At 63.4% G+C, this 17,968-nt stretch carries 19 protein-coding genes; 3 read left to right on the top strand and 16 right to left on the bottom strand.

Annotation, left to right across the window (positions count from 1 at the left end; all coding sequences use genetic code 11):
- Positions 1 to 984, bottom strand: a complete 984-nt coding sequence (locus CQ020_RS13620; RefSeq protein WP_105692331.1) for a GDSL-type esterase/lipase family protein — start codon at positions 982 to 984, stop codon at positions 1 to 3.
- A 50-nt stretch (positions 985 to 1,034) separates the two neighbouring features.
- On the opposite strand from CQ020_RS13620, the gene CQ020_RS13615 reads away from it, so the two are divergent.
- Entirely contained in the window at positions 1,035 to 2,270 is a 1,236-nt protein-coding gene (locus CQ020_RS13615) for a heparan-alpha-glucosaminide N-acetyltransferase domain-containing protein (RefSeq protein WP_105692330.1), read from the top strand.
- Here the strand turns inward: CQ020_RS13615 and CQ020_RS13610 are convergent.
- From CQ020_RS13610 to CQ020_RS13570, 9 genes are read right to left on the bottom strand one after another with little or no spacing between them, the layout of a single operon-like run.
- On the bottom strand, positions 2,246 to 2,734 hold the full coding sequence (locus CQ020_RS13610; RefSeq protein ID WP_105692329.1) for a tetratricopeptide repeat protein: 489 nt from the start codon (positions 2,732 to 2,734) through the stop codon (positions 2,246 to 2,248). The two genes, CQ020_RS13615 and CQ020_RS13610, sit on opposite strands and share 25 nt — an antisense overlap.
- 4 nt (positions 2,735 to 2,738) lie before the next feature.
- A complete protein-coding gene (dapB, locus tag CQ020_RS13605; RefSeq protein WP_105692328.1) occupies positions 2,739 to 3,497 on the bottom strand; it encodes a 4-hydroxy-tetrahydrodipicolinate reductase in 759 nt (252 codons plus the stop codon).
- A 51-nt stretch (positions 3,498 to 3,548) separates the two neighbouring features.
- On the bottom strand, positions 3,549 to 4,004 hold the full coding sequence (locus tag CQ020_RS13600; protein ID WP_105692327.1) for a molybdenum cofactor biosynthesis protein MoaE: 456 nt from the start codon (positions 4,002 to 4,004) through the stop codon (positions 3,549 to 3,551).
- Positions 3,994 to 4,491 (bottom strand): molybdenum cofactor biosynthesis protein B, encoded by a 498-nt coding sequence (locus CQ020_RS13595; protein ID WP_105692326.1) that lies wholly within the window; start codon positions 4,489 to 4,491, stop codon positions 3,994 to 3,996. Before CQ020_RS13595 ends, CQ020_RS13600 begins: the two co-directional genes overlap by 11 nt.
- On the bottom strand, positions 4,488 to 5,027 hold the full coding sequence (gene moaC, locus CQ020_RS13590; RefSeq protein WP_105568147.1) for a cyclic pyranopterin monophosphate synthase MoaC: 540 nt from the start codon (positions 5,025 to 5,027) through the stop codon (positions 4,488 to 4,490). Before moaC ends, CQ020_RS13595 begins: the two co-directional genes overlap by 4 nt.
- Positions 5,015 to 6,241 (bottom strand): gephyrin-like molybdotransferase Glp, encoded by a 1,227-nt coding sequence (gene glp, locus CQ020_RS13585; protein WP_105692325.1) that lies wholly within the window; start codon positions 6,239 to 6,241, stop codon positions 5,015 to 5,017. The genes moaC and glp overlap by 13 nt, the downstream gene beginning before the upstream one ends.
- A gap of 58 nt (positions 6,242 to 6,299) precedes the next feature.
- Positions 6,300 to 7,880, bottom strand: coding sequence for a molybdopterin-dependent oxidoreductase (locus tag CQ020_RS13580; protein WP_105692324.1), 1,581 nt, complete (start codon positions 7,878 to 7,880; stop codon positions 6,300 to 6,302).
- Entirely contained in the window at positions 7,877 to 9,154 is a 1,278-nt protein-coding gene (locus CQ020_RS13575; RefSeq protein ID WP_105692323.1) for a cell wall metabolism sensor histidine kinase WalK, read from the bottom strand. Before CQ020_RS13575 ends, CQ020_RS13580 begins: the two co-directional genes overlap by 4 nt.
- Complete coding sequence (locus CQ020_RS13570) at positions 9,141 to 9,965, bottom strand: response regulator transcription factor (RefSeq protein ID WP_258141881.1); 825 nt, start codon at positions 9,963 to 9,965, stop codon at positions 9,141 to 9,143. The genes CQ020_RS13575 and CQ020_RS13570 overlap by 14 nt, the downstream gene beginning before the upstream one ends.
- Positions 9,966 to 10,115: 150 nt before the next feature.
- On the opposite strand from CQ020_RS13570, the gene moaA reads away from it, so the two are divergent.
- Together moaA and CQ020_RS13560 are read left to right on the top strand one after the other, a co-directional pair.
- A complete protein-coding gene (moaA, locus tag CQ020_RS13565) occupies positions 10,116 to 11,255 on the top strand; it encodes a GTP 3',8-cyclase MoaA (RefSeq protein WP_105692322.1) in 1,140 nt (379 codons plus the stop codon).
- Between the two features lie 4 nt (positions 11,256 to 11,259).
- A complete protein-coding gene (locus tag CQ020_RS13560; protein ID WP_105692321.1) occupies positions 11,260 to 11,526 on the top strand; it encodes a MoaD/ThiS family protein in 267 nt (88 codons plus the stop codon).
- Positions 11,527 to 11,529: 3 nt separating this feature from the next.
- On the opposite strand, the gene CQ020_RS13555 is transcribed toward CQ020_RS13560, so the two are convergent.
- The 6 genes from CQ020_RS13555 to CQ020_RS13530 form a co-directional block, all read right to left on the bottom strand.
- A complete protein-coding gene (locus tag CQ020_RS13555) occupies positions 11,530 to 11,991 on the bottom strand; it encodes a DUF1579 family protein (RefSeq protein ID WP_105692320.1) in 462 nt (153 codons plus the stop codon).
- Between the two features lie 89 nt (positions 11,992 to 12,080).
- The gene (locus CQ020_RS13550; RefSeq protein ID WP_105692319.1) at positions 12,081 to 13,424 is read right to left on the bottom strand and encodes a pitrilysin family protein; all 1,344 of its coding nucleotides are present in this window, start codon (positions 13,422 to 13,424) and stop codon (positions 12,081 to 12,083) included.
- Positions 13,425 to 13,520: 96 nt separating this feature from the next.
- On the bottom strand, positions 13,521 to 15,773 hold the full coding sequence (locus CQ020_RS13545) for a polyribonucleotide nucleotidyltransferase (RefSeq protein WP_105692318.1): 2,253 nt from the start codon (positions 15,771 to 15,773) through the stop codon (positions 13,521 to 13,523).
- Between the two features lie 241 nt (positions 15,774 to 16,014).
- Positions 16,015 to 16,284, bottom strand: a complete 270-nt coding sequence (gene rpsO / locus CQ020_RS13540; protein ID WP_017198030.1) for a 30S ribosomal protein S15 — start codon at positions 16,282 to 16,284, stop codon at positions 16,015 to 16,017.
- 120 nt (positions 16,285 to 16,404) lie between these two features.
- The gene (locus tag CQ020_RS13535) at positions 16,405 to 17,427 is read right to left on the bottom strand and encodes a bifunctional riboflavin kinase/FAD synthetase (RefSeq protein ID WP_105692317.1); all 1,023 of its coding nucleotides are present in this window, start codon (positions 17,425 to 17,427) and stop codon (positions 16,405 to 16,407) included.
- Positions 17,428 to 17,515: 88 nt separating this feature from the next.
- On the bottom strand, positions 17,516 to 17,968 hold the full coding sequence (locus CQ020_RS13530; protein WP_105692316.1) for a hypothetical protein: 453 nt from the start codon (positions 17,966 to 17,968) through the stop codon (positions 17,516 to 17,518).

Here is a 17,968-nt window from a genome sequence, read left to right as displayed (position 1 = left end):
TCAGCCGGTGGCTACCGCGGCCAGGCGCGGCCCCAGCCTCTCAGCCATCAGCCGGTAGCCCTCGTTGTTGGGATGCAACGTATCGGGCATCAAAGCAACGGCTTCCTCCGGCGTGAAGACGCTGGCACCGTCGAGCAGGTGAACGTTTGCATCCCCGCGTTCCCGGACCGTCCGGACGACGTCGGCTACTGCTTTCCTGTAGTCGGCCAGCGTCCAGCCCGCAGAGTTGGGCACATCTTCCCGGGGAACCGACAACACCGGAGAAATGACCGCGATGGGCACGCCCGGGTGCGCCCGACGAACATTGCTGACAAACCCCAGGACCTGGCTTGCGAACGTCCTTCCCGAGAAGGCGGCGACGTTGTAACTGTTGATGCCCAAGCACAGGGAAATAACATCTGCCGGAAGTTGGGAGATCGTGCTCTCGGCCGCAGGGTCCAGTTGGCACTCGCCCCCGAAGCCCAGCGACTGCAATCGCCAGCCGAGTTCCCTGGCCACCAACGCCGGCCATGCCTCGGAGGGACCATGTGCTGTCCGGCATTGAGTGATGGAACTTCCGTAGGCGACCCACCTCTTACCCGTTTCCGCGGCAACCTTCACGTCCTGGCCTTTCAGGGAAACCTCCAGCACCCTCAGGAAACCATAGTGCGGCAGCCACACCTGGACTCTGGAGTGAGGCGGTATGTCACCAAGGTCAAGGTCATGACTGACACGTCCAGCCCCAGGGAGCCGATGCCGAAGGACTCCGTTTACCAGGACGTCGAAGGGCGATCCATCCTCCGGGCCTTCGGCTTCGATCACCACATGCCCCGATGTTGCCGTCCACGTCGCGTGGATTCCGGCGCACATCCTGGCACGTTCCTCCAGCCCATCTGTGGCTGGAGGCATGAACAGCGCCGAATCAAGGCGCCTGAACTGCTGCCAGCCATCGGAGTCGTAGACGACCTCGAAAGCTCCGGCCCACTGGGCGTTCACAGATTCCATGTCATGGAACTCTACCGTCGGCACGCGGTTGATTATGAGACGATCGCTGCATGACTTCGCAAGAGACGGCGCCTCCGCGGAAAGCCCCCGGCAAACGCACGGTCTCCTCGCGGCTCACTGGAATCGATGCCGCCAGGGGTGCGGCATTACTGGGGATGATGGCTACGCATTTGATGCCCACGTTCGGGCCTTCCCCGCAGTGGGAGCCAACATTTGTAGGGTTGGTCTTCTCAGGCCGTTCCGCAGCCCTCTTCGCGGTGCTGGCCGGCATCGGATTGGCGCTCAGCACAGGCAAGCAGGAGCCCCGCAGCGGCCCGGAACTGTGGGCTTCCCGGCGCGGAGTTGCCATGCGCGCCCTGGTGATCGCCGTGGTCGGACTGATGCTGGGAGGCCTTGACGTCAACGTCGCCATTATCCTGGTTCACTACGCAGTCCTCTTCCTGTGCATCCTGCCGTTCCTTGGCCTCCGGCTCAAGGCACTCTGCTTCTGGGCATTCGGATGGGTGCTGCTATCCCCGCTGCTGGCATATCTTGTCCGCCCCCTCCTGTTGGACGCCACACCTCCCCTGCAGTTGGGCCATAACCCCAACTGGGAGGATCTGGGGACCCCGGCACGGCTCCTGGGAGACCTCTTCTTTACCGGCTACTACCCCGTGTTCCAGTGGATCTCGTACCTGCTGATCGGGCTGGTCATTGGCCGGTTGGCGCTGACGACGGCGAAAGTTCAGCTGCTGCTGGTGACGTGCGGGATTGCTGTAGCCGGTCTGGCAAAAGTCGTCGGGATCGTGGCCATGGAGGTGTGGGGTGGACGGGCTGCTTTGTCTGTCCTCCCGGGCACCAGGGGGTATCCGTTGGAAAGCATGCTCCAGGTGAACGTCACCGGCCTGGAACAGACGGGCTCCTGGTGGTGGCTGGCCACGGCAGCCCCGCATGCCGGGACAACCTTGGACCTGCTCCACAGCGGCGGCGTTGCTGCGGCGGTAGTGGGTTTGTTCCTGCTGCTTGGCACCCTGGCGGAGCGGATCAAGGTCAACTTCCTGGTGCTGTTGAGCGGGCCGGGGGCCATGACCCTAAGCCTCTACTCTGCTCACGTCTGGGTGGTGTCCGGCTTCACCAACCAGCCTCTGCCTTCGGGGTGGACTGACGAAGGCATGTATTGGGCCCAAGCACTCACCGCCATTGCCATAGGGATCCTTTTCGCACTGCTCCGGCGCCGGGGACCACTGGAATGGGTCGCCCACACTGCATCCAGCCTGGGTAGTCACCGGCCTGCAGCAGTGGGCTGAGAACGGAAGAGTTTCACGGCGTCACGCATGGCAGCGCGGGCACGTTTGCGATCCCCTGAGGCATCATAAGCGCAGCTCAGACGGAACCAGGAACGCCAATCCCCGGGAGCGGCCTCGGCCTCAACGCGGTACTTCTCAAACTCGGCGTCAGCGGCCGCGCGGACAATGCGGCCGCCCGGTGTGCGCGGAAGGTCGTCCACCGGCAACCCGCCCTCGACCTCAAGGACCTTGGCCATTTGCTCGGTCCGGGCGCCAAAGAGCAGCTCACGGATCAGCGCCCACGCTCCAACGACGGGCAGGACCAAATAGGCCGCCCCGATCCCCTTGGCAACCAGGTTGGGGTCGCCGAGCAAAAGGAACGAGCGCTGTACGGAAACCACCAGGTAGAGCACCAACAGCAGGGTGATGGCCCCTACCCAGATTTTGGTGCGGTTTCGCTTAAATGACGTCCAGAAATTACCCATGGTCTTAGAGCCCCAAGTCCAGGTAGCCGTCCAAGCCCACGGTGAGGCCGGGGTTGGCTGCAACTTTGCGAAGCCCCAGCAGGACACCTGGCATGAAGGAGGCGCGGTCGAAGGAGTCGTGCCGCAACGTCAGCTGCTCGCCGGGACCACCGAAAAGCACTTCCTGGTGGGCCACCAGGCCACGGAGGCGGACGCTGTGGACACGGACACCGTCCACGTCGCAGCCACGGGCACCGTCCAGGGATGTTTCAGTGGCGTCCGGGCTTGCCGGGACTCCGGCGTCCTGGCGGGCTTGTGCGATCAGCTGCGCTGTTCGCACAGCGGTACCGGAGGGAGCATCCACCTTGTTGGGGTGGTGCAGTTCGATGATTTCCACGGACTCGAAGTATTGCGAGGCCTTCGCCGCGAAGGCGGACGCGAGCACCGAACCGAGGGCGAAGTTCGGGGCTATCAGGACACCCGTGGCCGGATTCTGTTCCAGAAGGTCACGCAAGGATTCAAGACGTTGGGCATTCCAACCAGTGGTACCTACCACTGCGTGGATGCCGTGCTCGACGGCGAACCGGACGTTGGTCTCGGTGGTGTCCGGAACGGTCAGGTCAACAACGTACTGTGCACCGGCGTCGAGCAGTTTCTCCAAGGAATCGCCGCGTCCCAAAGCGGCCACCAGCTTCATGTCTTCGGCTGCGTCAACAGCCTTAACAGCTTCCATTCCCATACGCCCGTGGGCGCCCAGCACTGCAACAGCAAGTTGTTCGGTCATGCCGTTAACCCTACCGCCGGGCCGGAGCCCGGCAGGAACCGTTACTCCGGCCTACTCCCCTGCTCCGACCCATTCCACGGTGCCATCCGTGAAGAACTGTTCCTTCCAAATGGGTACCTGTTCCTTGACCCGGTCCACGAGCTCGGCGCACACAGCGAACGCCTGGCCGCGGTGGGCAGCAGCCACCGCGCACACCAGTGCAGGGTCCCCGATCTCCAGCATGCCGATCCTGTGCGCTGCCCAGATCCTCACAGGTTGAGCAGCTTCTCCGGAGTGCGCGGCCACCAGCTGCGCAACGACGTCTGACATCACCTGATGCGCGGTGGGATGCGCACTGTAGCTCAGCCGGTCCACAGCCTTGCCGCCGTCGTGATTCCGGACGACGCCGCTGAAGCTGACAACCGCACCCGCAGTCTCCGATTCGACCGCGTTGATGGCTTGGTCCACGGAGATGGGCTCGGCGCTCAGAACCGCGCTGATCACTTCAAAGTTTGTTTCAGTGCCCATGGTTTCCTTCCAATTGCTCACAGAGATGCCCGATCAAAGGATCCAGGACAGCCAACCCGTCCATGACGCCTTTCGGGGATCCGGGCAGGTTGATGATGAACGTCTTGCCGGCCGCCCCGGCGTGGCCACGGCTCAGCATGGCCATGGGTGTTTTGGCAGCGCCAGCGCGCCGTATGCCCTCCATGATGCCCGGGATCTCGCGTTCGAGGAGCGGCAGGGTCATTTCGGGCGTGCGGTCATCCGGGCTAAGGCCCGTTCCTCCGCTGGTGATCACCACGGCGGGCTCCTGTGTCAGGAGTGCCCTCAGGGCAGCACCAACGGGCTCACCGTCGGGCACCACCATGACGGGGAATGTGTCGAAGCCGTGTTCATTGAGCCAGTCGAGGATGATCGGGCCCGTCTCGTCGGCGTAAACTCCTGCAGCTGCGCGGGTGGACGCGATCACGACGCCGGCCTTCCTTGGCGCATTCGGCTCGCAGGCACTCATGCGCCCGCCTCCGCGGCAGCTGATGGCGCGGAGACGTCCCAGTCGCCGCTTTTTCCGCCACTCTTGGCCAGTACACGAATATCGCTCAGTACCGCATGTTTGTCCACGGCCTTGATCATGTCGTAGACGCTCAAGGCGGCAACCGAAGCCGCCGTCAGGGCTTCCATTTCGACGCCGGTCACGCCCTTGGTCTTGACCGTTGCCAGGATGTTGACCGAGTCGGTGCCCAACTCAAAGTCCACGGTGACCTTGGAGATCGGCAACGGATGACACAACGGAATCAGATCGGAGGTCTTCTTTGCCGCCATGATCCCTGCGACGCGCGCTACGGCGAGGGCGTCGCCCTTGGGCAGCTCACCGGCGCCCAGCAGGGCCAGTACTGTGGGCGTGCTGCGGACAGTGGCGGTAGCAGTAGCAACACGTGTAGTGACGGCTTTTTGAGAGACGTCCACCATCTGTGCGGTGCCGTCCTGCCTGAGATGGGTCAAGCCAGTAGCGGGTTCTGTGGTCCCGGAGGTTTCATTCACAGCATCCATACTTCCACTTCGTCCCCTTCGGCGAGTTCCGTGACGTCGCCAGGAATCTGTACCAGTGCGTTGGCCTTTGCCAAGGAGTGGACCAGGTGCGAACCTGCCCCACCTTCCATCCGGACCGTTCCATCCGCGGCCACGGTCCCCCGACGGACCTGGTGCTTGCCTTCCGGGGAAGTCAGCGGTTGGGCAAGGCGTGCCCTGAGCACCTGTCGCGGTGCCGGGGTTCCCAGCACCAGCGAAAGGGCCGGCCGGAGAAACATCTCGAAGGAGACCAGGCAGCTGACAGGGTTTCCCGGAAAGCCGAGGAAGGGAACGCCCTCAAAGCTACCCAATCCCTGGGGTCCTCCCGGCTGCATGGCCACCGGAAGGAAATCCACCGGTTGATCAGCCATGGCTTGCCGGACTACTTCGTAGGCTCCCTTGCTCACTCCCCCGGTGGTGACGATGAGATCCACGCGGGTGTCCCCCGGTCCGGTGTGGTGGCGGAGGACTGCAAGCAGCTTTGCGGGCTCGTCGTCGGAAATCCCGGTGCGAACCACCTCCAGGCCTGCCTGTCGCATGGACGCTTCGAGCAGTGTTCCGTTGGAGTCGAAGATCTTGCCGGACGTGAGTTCAGCCCCCGGTTCCACCACCTCATCGCCGGTGGTGACCAGAAGGACGCGGCACGGCTGCCGAACGTCAACGGTCGTCAGGCCCAGAGCTGCCAACAAGCCCAGTTGAGCCGGTCCCATCCGGGTACCTGCGGCCAGCGCCAAGGTACCCTTGGCGATGTCGCTGCCGCTGTCCCGGATATAGGTGCCTGGAGCCACCGGAGGTAGTTCCACAACAGCTTCTTCCGCGGCGGGGTCCGGGAAAGTGCCCGGCGTCGCCTTTTCAATGGGCACGACGGCGTCGGCCCCCTCGGGGATCATGGCCCCGGTCATGATGGGGGCGGCGAAGCCGGGCTTGAGGGCTGTTGGCGCAGCACCTGCCGGAACCGGCGCCGCGACCCGGAGCTCCGCACCGCCGTCGGGGATATCTGCTGAGCGGACGGCAAATCCGTCCATTTGGGAGTTGGCGAACGGAGGCAAGGAAAGTGGCGCGTAGACGTCCACGGCGAGCGCCTTACCCAGTGCTTCCAGCAAAGGCAGCGTGATGTTGCCCTTGCCCGCAAGGACGCCGGTCAGCAGTTCCACCACTGCCTGGCGGTGGGCTGCAACAGATTTGGGCACGGACAACCTCCTGTGGGACACACTGGCTTCCGGTGAATTCTCCGGACGTACCCAGACTAGGGCCTCAGCTCACTTTGACGTTGATGGTGTGATAGCCCGTGGCCCCGTCCGGAGCCACCGGTGCCTTGTCTTCGGTCTGTGGGACACCGGTGGAGTCGGTGGCGCGGACCTGCACTTCGTAGTCGCCTGGGGTGAGGTCGAGACCCAGTTGCCACTGATACCAGGTATCGGTGGAGATCGCTCCGGCCAGCGTTGCCTGCTGCCATGGTCCGCGGTTGACACGGAGCTCTACGCGGTTGATGCCCCTATGCTGGGCCCAAGCCACACCGCCGAATTGCACCTTGCCGGATTGGACTGTCCGGCCGCTTCGGGGAACGTCGATGCGCGACTGCGTCTTGATGGGTCCGTGATCACTCCAGCCCCGGGGTGTCCAGTACGCGGTGTCGTCGGCGAAGCGTGTGACTTTCAGTTCCGTCAACCATTTAGTGGCTGAGACGAAGCCGTAGAGTCCCGGCACGATCATCCGCACAGGGAATCCGTGTTCGAGCGGGAGCGGCTCACCGTTCATGCCGACGGCCAGGAGCGCGTCGCGGTCATCGGTGAGGGCCTCCAAGGGAGTGCTGGCCGTCCAGCCGTCATTACTAGTGGACAGCACCATATCCGCACCGGCTTTGGGTCCTGCCATGGCCAGCAGTTCGCGGACCGGCCACCCCAGCCACAGGGCGTTGCCAATGAGATCGCCACCTACGTTGTTGGACACACAGGCGATGGTGATGTGGCGTTCGGTCATGGGCTTGGCCAGGAGGGTGGCAAAGTCGATTTCCACCTCACGTTCCACCATGCCGGTGACCCTCAGCTTCCAGGCAGGAGGATCGATGGCGGGGACCGTCAAAGCGGTATCTATTCTGTAGAAGTCCGGATTCGGGGTCACCAAAGGACTGATGCCGTCCACGGACAGTGATGCTCCAGCCGGGATGGTTTGCGCCGGCGTGGCGGGTTCCGGGAGCGTCATGGAGCCACGGAAACCGGAGGCAACCGCCGTGGCCCTGGTGAGGACAGTGGTCACCGTTCCGGCCACGACGGCGGCAAGCGAGGTCCCGGCCAAGGCGTTCAGGAAACTTCGCCGGGCCAGTGGCGATCGCTCCGGCCCCTGGGCGTCTTGCGATGGAGCCCAGGTTGCGAGTCGTCGCACGAGCATTCGCAGCAGCAGCATAGTGACAACTGCGGCGACGATCGGTGCGAGGGCTGCTTGGGGACTCGATTGGGCACGGGTCACGACGGCGGTCAGTCCCGCCGCGCCAGCCAGTCCAGCCAGTGCCAGGCCCCAACCGGGCCGGCGGCGTTGCAGGAGACCAGCGAGTGCTGCCAGAATTCCTGCGACGCCCACAATGCAGGCCACCAGCACGATCTTGTCAGCGGTGCCGAATAACTGCACCGCGAGATCCTTGACTCCCGGAGGCACGGCATCGATCACCGCGCCGCCAAGGGCCGTCACGGGCGAAACCAGCGGGCTCAGGAGTCCGGCTGTCAGTTCACCTGCGGCGATCCCGGCAGCGCCTGCTGCCACGCCGGCGGCTGCCGCCCACAGCGCAGGCTTGCCCATGATGCGCCGATGCTGGGTTGTATCGGGCGCGAGCGTACTCATGAGATGCCTCCAGGGTGGTTGTCACTGTTGATGGGTTGATGGGCAGCGGTCATTGATGTCCCCGAGGTCATCAATGACTCCGGTGAGTGCGCCCCGGCCGGAAGTGACAACGCAAAGCGGCACCCGCCGTCGACGTTGTCCACGCTCACCCACCCCCCGTGTGCCTTGACGATGCCCGCCACCATGCTGAGGCCGATGCCGGCGCCGCTGTAGCTGCCGTGCAGTTCTTCGGTGGTGCGACGGGCGGGGTCTTTCTGCCAGCCCGTTTCGAACAAGTGCGGCAGGTCTTCTTCCGGGATTCCGCCGCAGCGGTCTTCAACGGCGATCACGGCGTTTCCGCTGGAGAGTCCGGCGCCGTCCCCACCAAAACCGTCCCGTCCCACACTGATGTGGACCTCACTGTCCGGCGTGCTGTAGATGATGGCGTTGAGCACTATGTTCCGCACGGCCCTGGCGAGGCTGGGGCCATCAGCGACTGCCATGCACTCCCGGTCCCCGCCGCCGTCGAGCCTGATGCCACGTTTGGCCGCCAGCGGCGCCAGGTCCGAGATCGCGTCGCTGACGAGGTCATAGAGGTCCAGCGGTTCAGCCCGCAGGCGGAGAGTGCCCGCTTGGATCTTGGACAGTTCCAGGAGGTCGTTGACCATGGCCGTCATCTGCTCTGTCTGCCCGATGATCTTCCGGTAGTAGCCCTGCACATCTGATGCCATTCCGTCTTCAAGGGCCTCGGTCATGGCGCGCATACTGGCCAAAGGTGTCCGGAGGTCATGGGATATCCACGACACAAGCTCGCGACGGGCCGTCTCAATGGCGGCTTCACGGCGACGCGATTCGTCCAGGCTGCGGCTGCTGGCCTCAAGTTCCTGGGCAAGTTCAGCGAGCTCGGACGTCATGGCGGGAGCACTCCCCCGGCCCTCTGCACCGGTGTGTTCCAGAGTTTCGCCACGCCCAAGGCGTCGCGCCGCGTCAACCAGGCGTGCCGCGTTCCGGGAGACGCCGGCACCGAGCATCAGCGACAGCCCCACGGCCACAGCTGAGGCAGTGGCGAGGATGTACCACATGACTTCGAGGTCCCTGGCGGAAATGAACATCGCGTTGAAGGCACTGACCATTCCTGCCACCAGCACGGCTACTGTGGCCACCACTATCAAACAGATCTGGATGAGTACCGATGCCCGGCGAAGCAGCCTGAGCAGCACCCAGGTGGCGGCCCCGATGAGAACGGCCCAAAACAAGACCCACGCCAGGATGGTCCACAGCTCACTGCCTTCCATGGTCACCCTCTCCCATGTCCACAGGAACGTCACTGTCCACCCGAACGTCGCTGTCCACCCGAACGCTGCTGTCCGGGCGCACGTTGTCCGCCTCAGACCGCTTGCCATCGAAGCGGTAGCCAACACCCCAAACGGTCTTAAGTAGTTCGGGTTTGGTGGGATTGGCTTCGATCTTCTCCCGCAGGCGCCGGACGTGGACGGTGACAGTGGACAAATCACCGAAGTCCCAGCCCCATACCGCCTTGATGAGTTCTTCCCTGCTGAAGACCTGGTGGGGCCTTCGCATCAGGAAGGCCAGGAGGTCGAACTCGCGGACCGTCAACGCCAAAGGAACTCCGCGGTGCGTCACTGTCCGGGAGGCAGGATCAAGTTCGAATCCCGCAGCCTCAACAGGAGGTTCCGGAGTGAACTCCTTGATACTCCGGCGCAGCACCGACTTCACCCGGAGGACCAGTTCCCGTGGGGAAAAGGGTTTGGTGACGTAGTCGTCCGCGCCCATCTCCAAGCCCAGAATCCGGTCATCCTCGGTTCCCAGAGCGGTGACCATGATGACCGGGACGCTCATGCTTTGACGGAGTCGGCGGCAGACCTCAACACCGTCCAGTCCCGGGAGCATACGGTCCAGAATCACAAGATCGGGTTGCCGGGACGCTGCAAGCTCGAGGGCGGTAAAGCCGTCCCCCGCCATATCCACCTGGAATCCCGCCTTCAGCAGGTAGTCACGGACGACGTCCGCTATGGTCTGTTCATCCTCTACCAGCAGGATCCTGCGATTCCCGGGCTCCGCTGATGATGCCGAATTTGTGGTCACGCTTTCAGCATAGGTTTGCTGACTGTGGGTAGCACCCGATCCGGACCCCAAGGGCACAAGTGTATGGAATCCGTAAGAACTGTGCGCCTCAGGAACTCTGTGACTGTAACCGGTGTCACTGATCCAGCCATGGTGGCGTAGCCTGAATTTATGAGTGTTCAGCTAGGCATGCCGGTGCCCCCTTCGGGCGGTGCCACAGGCAGCACGGAAAGCGGCGTGGCAAGTCCGCCTCCACGTCCAGCAGGCACGCCCACCGGACTGTGGGACCGCTATGGCAGGCGAGCAACGGATATGCGTCTGTCCCTGACGGACAAGTGCAACCTTCGCTGCACTTACTGCATGCCTGCCGAGGGACTGGAATGGCTCTCGAAACAAGCCGTGATGACCAAGGACGAGATTGTGCGCCTCGTCCGCATCGGCGTCAATTCCCTGGGCGTACGGGAGCTCCGGCTCACCGGCGGTGAGCCCTTGGTACGCGCTGACCTGGTGGACATTATTTCCGGTATCCGGGCCGATCACCCGGACCTCCCCATCTCCATGACCACCAATGGTGTGGGGCTGGATAAGAAGGCCGCAGCCCTGAAGGCCGCCGGCCTCACCCGGATCAACGTCTCGCTCGATTCCCTCCACGAGGAGACCTTCACCAAGCTCACCCGCCGTCCCTTCCTGAACCGCGTCCTGGCCGGCGTGGATGCCGCTTGGGCAGCCGGGCTGGGCCCGGTGAAACTGAACGCAGTGCTCATGCGCGGCATCAACGACGCCGAATCACCGGATCTGCTGGAGTGGGCACTGGGCCGTGGCTACGAACTTCGTTTCATAGAACAAATGCCCCTCGACGCGGACCACGGGTGGACCCGGCGGAACATGATCACGGCCGCCGAGATTCGTGAACTGCTCTCCCGCGACTTTGTGTTGGGCACGGACCCGCGCGAGAGGGACGGCGCCCCCGCCGAACGTTTTGAAGTACGACGCCGTGACACGGCAACCGGGGATGCCACCGGCCCGGTCCTCGGTACAGTCGGCATCATCGCCTCAGTCACGGAGCCGTTCTGCTCGGATTGCCGCCGCACCCGCATTACTGCGGAGGGCAAGATCATGAGCTGTCTCTTCTCCCGCGAAGAGTTCGATCTCCTGGGACTCCTTCGTGAAGGTGCCACGGATGACCAACTGGCATCGCGGTGGCAAGACGCCATGTGGGTCAAGCCCAAAGCCCACGGCATGGATCACACCGGTCTCGGCGCAGCGGACTTCGTCCAGCCGGACCGCAGCATGAGCGCAATCGGAGGCTGAACCCTTGCTTGTCCGTTACTTCGCTGCCGCGCGCGCGGCCGCCGGGGTCGAAGAAGAACGTCATGTCCTCCCGGAAGGCACCAGCCTCGAGGCCCTGCTGGAAGCTGCCCTCGCCGTCGAACGTCCGGTGCCTCCCGAAGGTACTCCAACACTGGCCAGGATCGTGGCGCGCAGCAGTTTCCTCCGCAACGAGGTTGCCGTGCGTGACCGCACGGCTCCCCTGGGAAATGATGACGTGATTGACGTCCTGCCGCCCTTCGCCGGGGGATGAAACTCAGGCCTTCCTGAACACGCTCTTCAGCAACGGGCTGTACCCGGCCGTTCCCTCACGCTTCAGGTCTGCCGTGTGCACCAGGACGCCGTCCTCAACCCGGAACGTATGCCGGGCCACGCCGTCGGCAGTTCTCCGGTCCAGAGTCAACGTACCCGCATGCCAGCTCCCCCGGACCGGGCTGGCCGGCGGCCGCCCCATGCTGTCCACGTAGTACCACAGCGTGTCGCCGTGGTCCCGATCCACGGTGAACATTCCATGGCCTTCGAAATGCGTGCCGTCTGCTTCGCGGTGCCGGTAGCTCTGAACCACGGCATATCCGCCCGCCGCCTTGGTGAACACCGCTTCGGCCTCAGCAGTCCGCGCAGTTCCCCACGGTGACGCGGCGATCTCCGTGATCCCCCGCCAATGACCCAGGAAATCCCGCAGCATCTCGGCGGCGTGGCCGCTTGGGGGCACATCCATCAGGTCTCCAAAAGTAGTCAGGGCAGCATGATCGTGTGATCATGCTGCCCTGTTGACAGTGCGGGAGTCCAGAGATTCCGGACGGGAACCTAAAGGCCGAAGGTCTCGGTTTCCTCGAACGGACCAACAACGGTGATGGTGCGGGGCGCCGCTGCGAGTTCACGGGCAAGGTCTTGAACGTCCTCCACCGTGACAGCCTTGATGCGGGCCAGGGTCTCGTCGATGTCCTGGAACTCCCCGGACACCAATTCCGCCCGGCCAAGCCGCGACATCCGCGAGCCTGTGTCCTCAAGCGCGAGAACAATCCCACCGCTGAGCTGACCCACAGCTTTCCGGAGCTCTTCGTCAGTGATGCCTTCCTTGGCCAGCTTGTCCAGTTCAAGGCCCAGGAGTTCCAACACCTGGCGGACCTTGGAAGGCGTGCATCCGGCGTACATCCCGAAGTACCCGGCGTCCGCATACGCTGCGGTGAACGAGTACGTGGAGTACACCAGCCCGCGCTTCTCACGGATTTCCTGGAACAGGCGTGAGGACATGCCACCGCCCAGTACGGCATTCAGAACGCTCATGACAAACCGGCGGTCGTCGGTAGCCACGATCGTGGGGCAACCCATGATGATGTTGGCCTGCTCCACGGGACGCTTGACCACATGCAGTCCGGACGTGCCTGTGATGACGGCTCGTTCAGTACCCCGGCGGTTTACCGGCGCGGCTTCGGCGTCGAGCTGCCATCCGGCAGCCTTCAGGGCATCCAGAACGAGTTGGCAGACGACATCGTGATCCAGCCCGCCGGCAGCGGTGATGACCAGTTCCTCCGGGCGGTAGTAGCGCTGATAGTGCGACCACACCGAGTCCCTTGCCACTGCTTTGATGGCATCGGGCGTTCCCCCAATGGGGCGCGCCAGCGGGTGGTTGCCGAGGACGGCAGCCACGAACTTCTCATGGGCCACGTCCGTGGGGTCGTCGCTGTCCATGGCGATTTCTTCCAGAATGACGTCGCGTTCCTGCTCCAATTCGGCGGGATCAAGGACCGCGCCCGTGATCATGTCGGCGATGACATCAATAGCCATGGGGAGGTCCGTGTCCAGGACGCGGGCGAAGTAGCAGGTGCTTTCCTTGGCTGTCGCCGCATTGGACTCGCCGCCCACTTCGTCGAACGCGGACGCGATCTCCAGGGCCGTGCGGCGTTTGGTGCCCTTGAACAGCAGGTGCTCAAGGAAGTGTGTGGAACCGTGCTGGCCGTCCGCTTCATCGCGCGAACCCACTGCCACCCAGAAACCAATGGTGGCCGAACGCTGGCCGGGCATCGCCTCGGTCAGGACGCGCACTCCGCCGGGAAGGACCGAGCGCCGTACGACGGAACCGCCCTCGGCACCATGGATCAATTCGCCACCGGGAAGTGTTTGCACCAGCGGCAAGGGTACGACAGTCATCAAGGCCTTTCAGGTTTCAGGTTTCAGGGTTAAGGCCGGAAGGGCCGGTGGAGCTCTTTCAAGCCCACCGGCCCTGCCGGGTGTAATGCTTACAGACTACTCTGCGGACTCTTCAGCGGCCTCGGCCGGAGCGTCCTCTGAGGCTGCGCCTTCTTCCTCGGCAACAACCGGGGAGAGGGAGAGCTTTCCGCGGTCGTCGATCTTGGTGATCTCCACCTGGACCTTCTGGCCCACGGAAACGACGTCATCAACGTTGTCCACGCGCTTGCCGTTGGCCAGCTTGCGGAGCTCGGAGATGTGCAGCAGGCCGTCCTTGCCCGGGGTGAGGGAAACGAAAGCACCGAAGGTGGTGGTCTTGACGACCGTACCCAGGTAGCGCTCACCGATTTCCGGCACCTGCGGGTTGGCGATGGCGTTGATCGCGGAACGTGCTGCATCGGCAGACGGACCGTTGGTGGCGCCGATGTAGACAGTGCCGTCATCTTCGATGGAGATGTCCGCGCCCGTGTCTTCCTGGATCTGGTTGATCATCTTGCCCTTGGGGCCAATGACCTCGCCGATCTTGTCCACGGGGATCTTGACGGCGATGACGCGCGGGGCGAACTCGGAGAGCTCATCCGGGGTGTCGATCGCTGCGTTGATGACCTCGAGGATGTGGAGGCGTGCTTCGCGGGCCTGCTTCAGTGCTGCTGCCAGCACGGAAGCGGGGATGCCGTCGAGCTTGGTGTCCAGCTGGATGGCCGTAACGAACTCGGACGTACCGGCAACCTTGAAGTCCATGTCACCGAAGGCGTCTTCGGCGCCGAGGATGTCGGTCAGCGCTGCGTAGCGGGTCTGACCGTCAACCTGGTCGGAAACCAAGCCCATGGCGATACCGGCAACAGCGGCCTTCAGCGGCACACCGGCGTTGAGCATGGAAAGGGTGGAAGCACAGACCGAGCCCATGGACGTGGAACCGTTGGAGCTGAGCGCCTCGGATACCTGGCGGATGGCGTACGGGAACTCTTCACGGGTGGGCAGAACCGGAACCAGGGCACGCTCTGCGAGAGCACCGTGGCCGATTTCGCGGCGCTTCGGGGAACCGACGCGGCCGGTCTCACCGGTGGAGTACGGCGGGAAGTTGTAGTTGTGCATGTAGCGCTTGCGCGTCACCGGCGACAACGAGTCAATCTGCTGTTCCATCTTGAGCATGTTCAGCGTGGTGACACCCATGATCTGGGTCTCGCCGCGCTCGAAGATGGCCGAACCGTGGACGCGGGGAAGAACCTCTACCTCGGCGGTGAGCTGGCGGATGTCCGTCAGGCCACGGCCGTCGATGCGGATCTGGTCCTTGAGGATGCGCTGGCGCACAACCTGCTTTGTGACCGAGCGGAACGCTGCGGACAGTTCCTTCTCGCGGCCTTCGAACTGGCCGGCAAGTGCGCCCAGGACTTCGTCCTTGAGCTCGTCGGAAGCGTTGTCGCGGTCCTGCTTGTCAGCGATCTGGAAGACAGCTGCCAGCTTGTCAGCGGCAGCGGCTTCAACAGCGGCGTAGACGTCGTCCTTGTAGTCCAGGAACACCGGGAACTCGACAGTGGGCTTGGCTGCGCGTGCTGCCAGGTCTGCCTGTGCTTCACAGAGTGCCTTGATGAACGGCTTGGCAGCCTCGAGGCCCTCGGAAACAACTTCTTCGGTGGGAGCCGTGGCGCCCTGTTCCTTGATGAGGTTCCAGGAGTTGTCCGTGGCTTCGGCTTCAACCATCATGATGGCGACGTCGTCGCCGGTGATGCGGCCGGCTACAACCATGTTGAAGACGGCGTTCTCAAGCTGGGAATGCTTGGGGAAAGCAACCCACTGTGAACCCTGTTCGTCGGCGATGAGGGCGACGCGGACGCCACCGATCGGGCCGGAGAACGGGAGGCCGGAAAGCTGCGTGGACATTGAGGACGCGTTGATGGCGACGACGTCGTAGAGCTCATCGGGGTTGATCGCCAGAACAGTAACGACGATCTGGACCTCGTTGCGGAGGCCCTTCACGAAGGCGGGGCGCAACGGGCGGTCCATCAGGCGGCAAGCCAGGATGGCTTCCGTGGAGGGACGGCCTTCGCGGCGGAAGAACGAACCCGGGATGCGGCCGGCAGCGTACATACGCTCTTCAACATCAACCGTCAGCGGGAAGAAGTCGAAACCTTCGCGCGGCTGCTTGCCTGCGGTGGTTGCCGAGAGCAGTGCGGTGTCTTCGTCGATGTAGACCATCGACGCGCCGGCTGCCTGCTTGGCAAGGCGGCCGGTTTCGAAGCGAATGACTCGCTTGCCGAAACGACCGTTGTCAATAATGGCTTCGGAGAACTGGATTTCGGGACCCTCCATAGAGAGTCACCTCCGTTTCTGTTAGCGGAAGTCCGCCGCATCAACCCAGGCCTCTTCTTTTTTTCTGGCCTGTACTACACCCGGTCATCGATCGAGATCCACGGGCGCCATCATCACAGGTGGTTCTCCCGGGAATCACTACCGAGGACCGCGAATGCGCGATGCGGTTGATTCCTGTTTTTAGTTGTTGGTGAAGAAGGCGGCCCGTTCCGGAAAGGAGCGGGCCGCCCCTAAAGGCAGACTAGCGGCGCAGGCCGAGACGCTCGATGAGCGCACGGTAGCGGGCGATGTCAGTGTTCTTCAGGTAGGAAAGCATGCGCTTGCGACGACCAACCATGGCCAGCAGACCGCGCTGGGTGTGGAAGTCGTGCTTGTGCTCCTTCATGTGCTCAGTCAGATCCTTGATCCGCTGAGTCAGGACTGCAACCTGAACCTCGGGCGAACCGGTGTCGCCTTCAGAGGTTGCGTATTCCTTGATGATGGACTGCTTTACAGCGGCGTCAAGTGCCACGTGAACTCCTAGAGTTGTGCCGTGCCTCCCGGTGCAGCGCCTCGCTGACGGGTTGCCTTTGGTACGTTGCCGCACACAAAAACAGGTCCAGCCACCACGGACTGCAGCCGGATCCAGTTATCAGTTTACCGGCACGTCAGCAGTGTTGTCGAAATGCCCCTGGCGCCGGGTCAGCAGCTCGTGCGCTTGGGCTACGTCGAGGCACATTTGTTCGACCAGCGCCTCAGGCCCACGGTAGGCCACCATGCCTCGGAGGCGCTGCGTAAATTCAACGGCAACGTTTTGCCCGTAGAGGTCGAAGTCCTCCACGTTCTCTTCGGGGCGATCGATCACGTGCGCCTCCACCTGTCGGCTGACGCCGTCAAAGGTGGGGTTGGAACCAACAGAAATGGCGGCGGGCCAGCGCGTGCCGGCTTGGTCGATCAGCCACCCCGCATAGATGCCATCCGCCGGCACATAACCGGTGGAATCATGGGCCAGGTTTGCCGTGGGGAAACCGAGATCCCGCCCGCGGGCAGCTCCGTGCACCACTTCCCCCCGCATTCGGTGGGGGCGGCCCAACACTGCAGCAGCAGTCACGACGTCGCCTTCGCTCAAAGCCTCCCTCACCCAGGTGGAGGAACAGCGGCGGTCGGTATCGCCGTCGTCGTGGACAGGGAAGCCTCCCGCACCGTATTCATTGACTACCTGCACCCCGAAGCCGAGCTGATCGCCCAGCTCCTGCATCGTCACGACGTCGCCTGCATTGCCGGCGCCGAAGCGGAGGTCGTGTCCGACGACGAGGTGCGCTGCGTGCAAACCCTCAACGAGAATTTCACGGACGAATTCCAGCGGGGTCATCGCGGCGAGGTCGAGGGTGTACTTCATCACCAGCACTGCATCCACCCCGGTGTGGCCCAGTGCTTCGAGTTTGTCCTGAAGCCCCATGATCAGCTCCGGAGCAGAATCCGGCCTGTGCACCTGGGCGGGGTGGGGATCGAAAGTCACGGCCACTGACGGGATGTTGTGCCGCTTGGCCGTGCCGGTCAATTGCGCCAGGACGTGCTGATGGCCCCGATGGACACCGTCAAAGTTCCCGATGGTAACGACAGTAGGTCCGAAGTCCTTGGGGACTTCGGTGGGATCGTTCCAGATGTGGACCATCAACCTCGCCTTTTACTGCAGATGTTCGTTCCGCCCGGCAACCTCCCGGCACCGGAACATTCTAAGGTTACCCGCTAGGGTGTTTGACTCAGGACGGCCGGCGTTTGTTGAGCCACAGAAGGCCCAGGATCGGCAGGACCAACGGGACGAAGCCGTAACCGCGCCCGAACAGGGACCACACAGTATCGTGCGGGAACGCAACCGGATCAAAGAGGCTGATCGCACCAACCACCAGCACGCCAACAAGCTCAGTGAGTACAGCGGCCAGGGAAACCTTGAACCAGGTCCGGCCGGGCTTCGCCAGCGAAATGGTGGCCACGATGTAGACGACTGCGGCGAAGGCCGAGAGGATGTGCGCCAACGGCGCTTCGGCGAACTTTGTGGCGATCTGGTACCCGGCACGGGCCGTGGCCGACAACGCGAAAATGGCGTAGACCGCGATCAGCAAACGCCCAGGCCCGGTGTTCCGGGTGTCCTTGGGCTGCGGCTGCCGGTTAGCCGGGTTGGTCTCGGTTCCAGTCACGTTGTGTTCTTCCTTCAA

The organism is Arthrobacter sp. MYb23 (genome assembly GCF_002979775.1).
Classification (GTDB): Bacteria; Actinomycetota; Actinomycetes; order Actinomycetales; family Micrococcaceae; genus Arthrobacter.
This window is presented reverse-complemented; position numbering and strand designations above follow the sequence as displayed.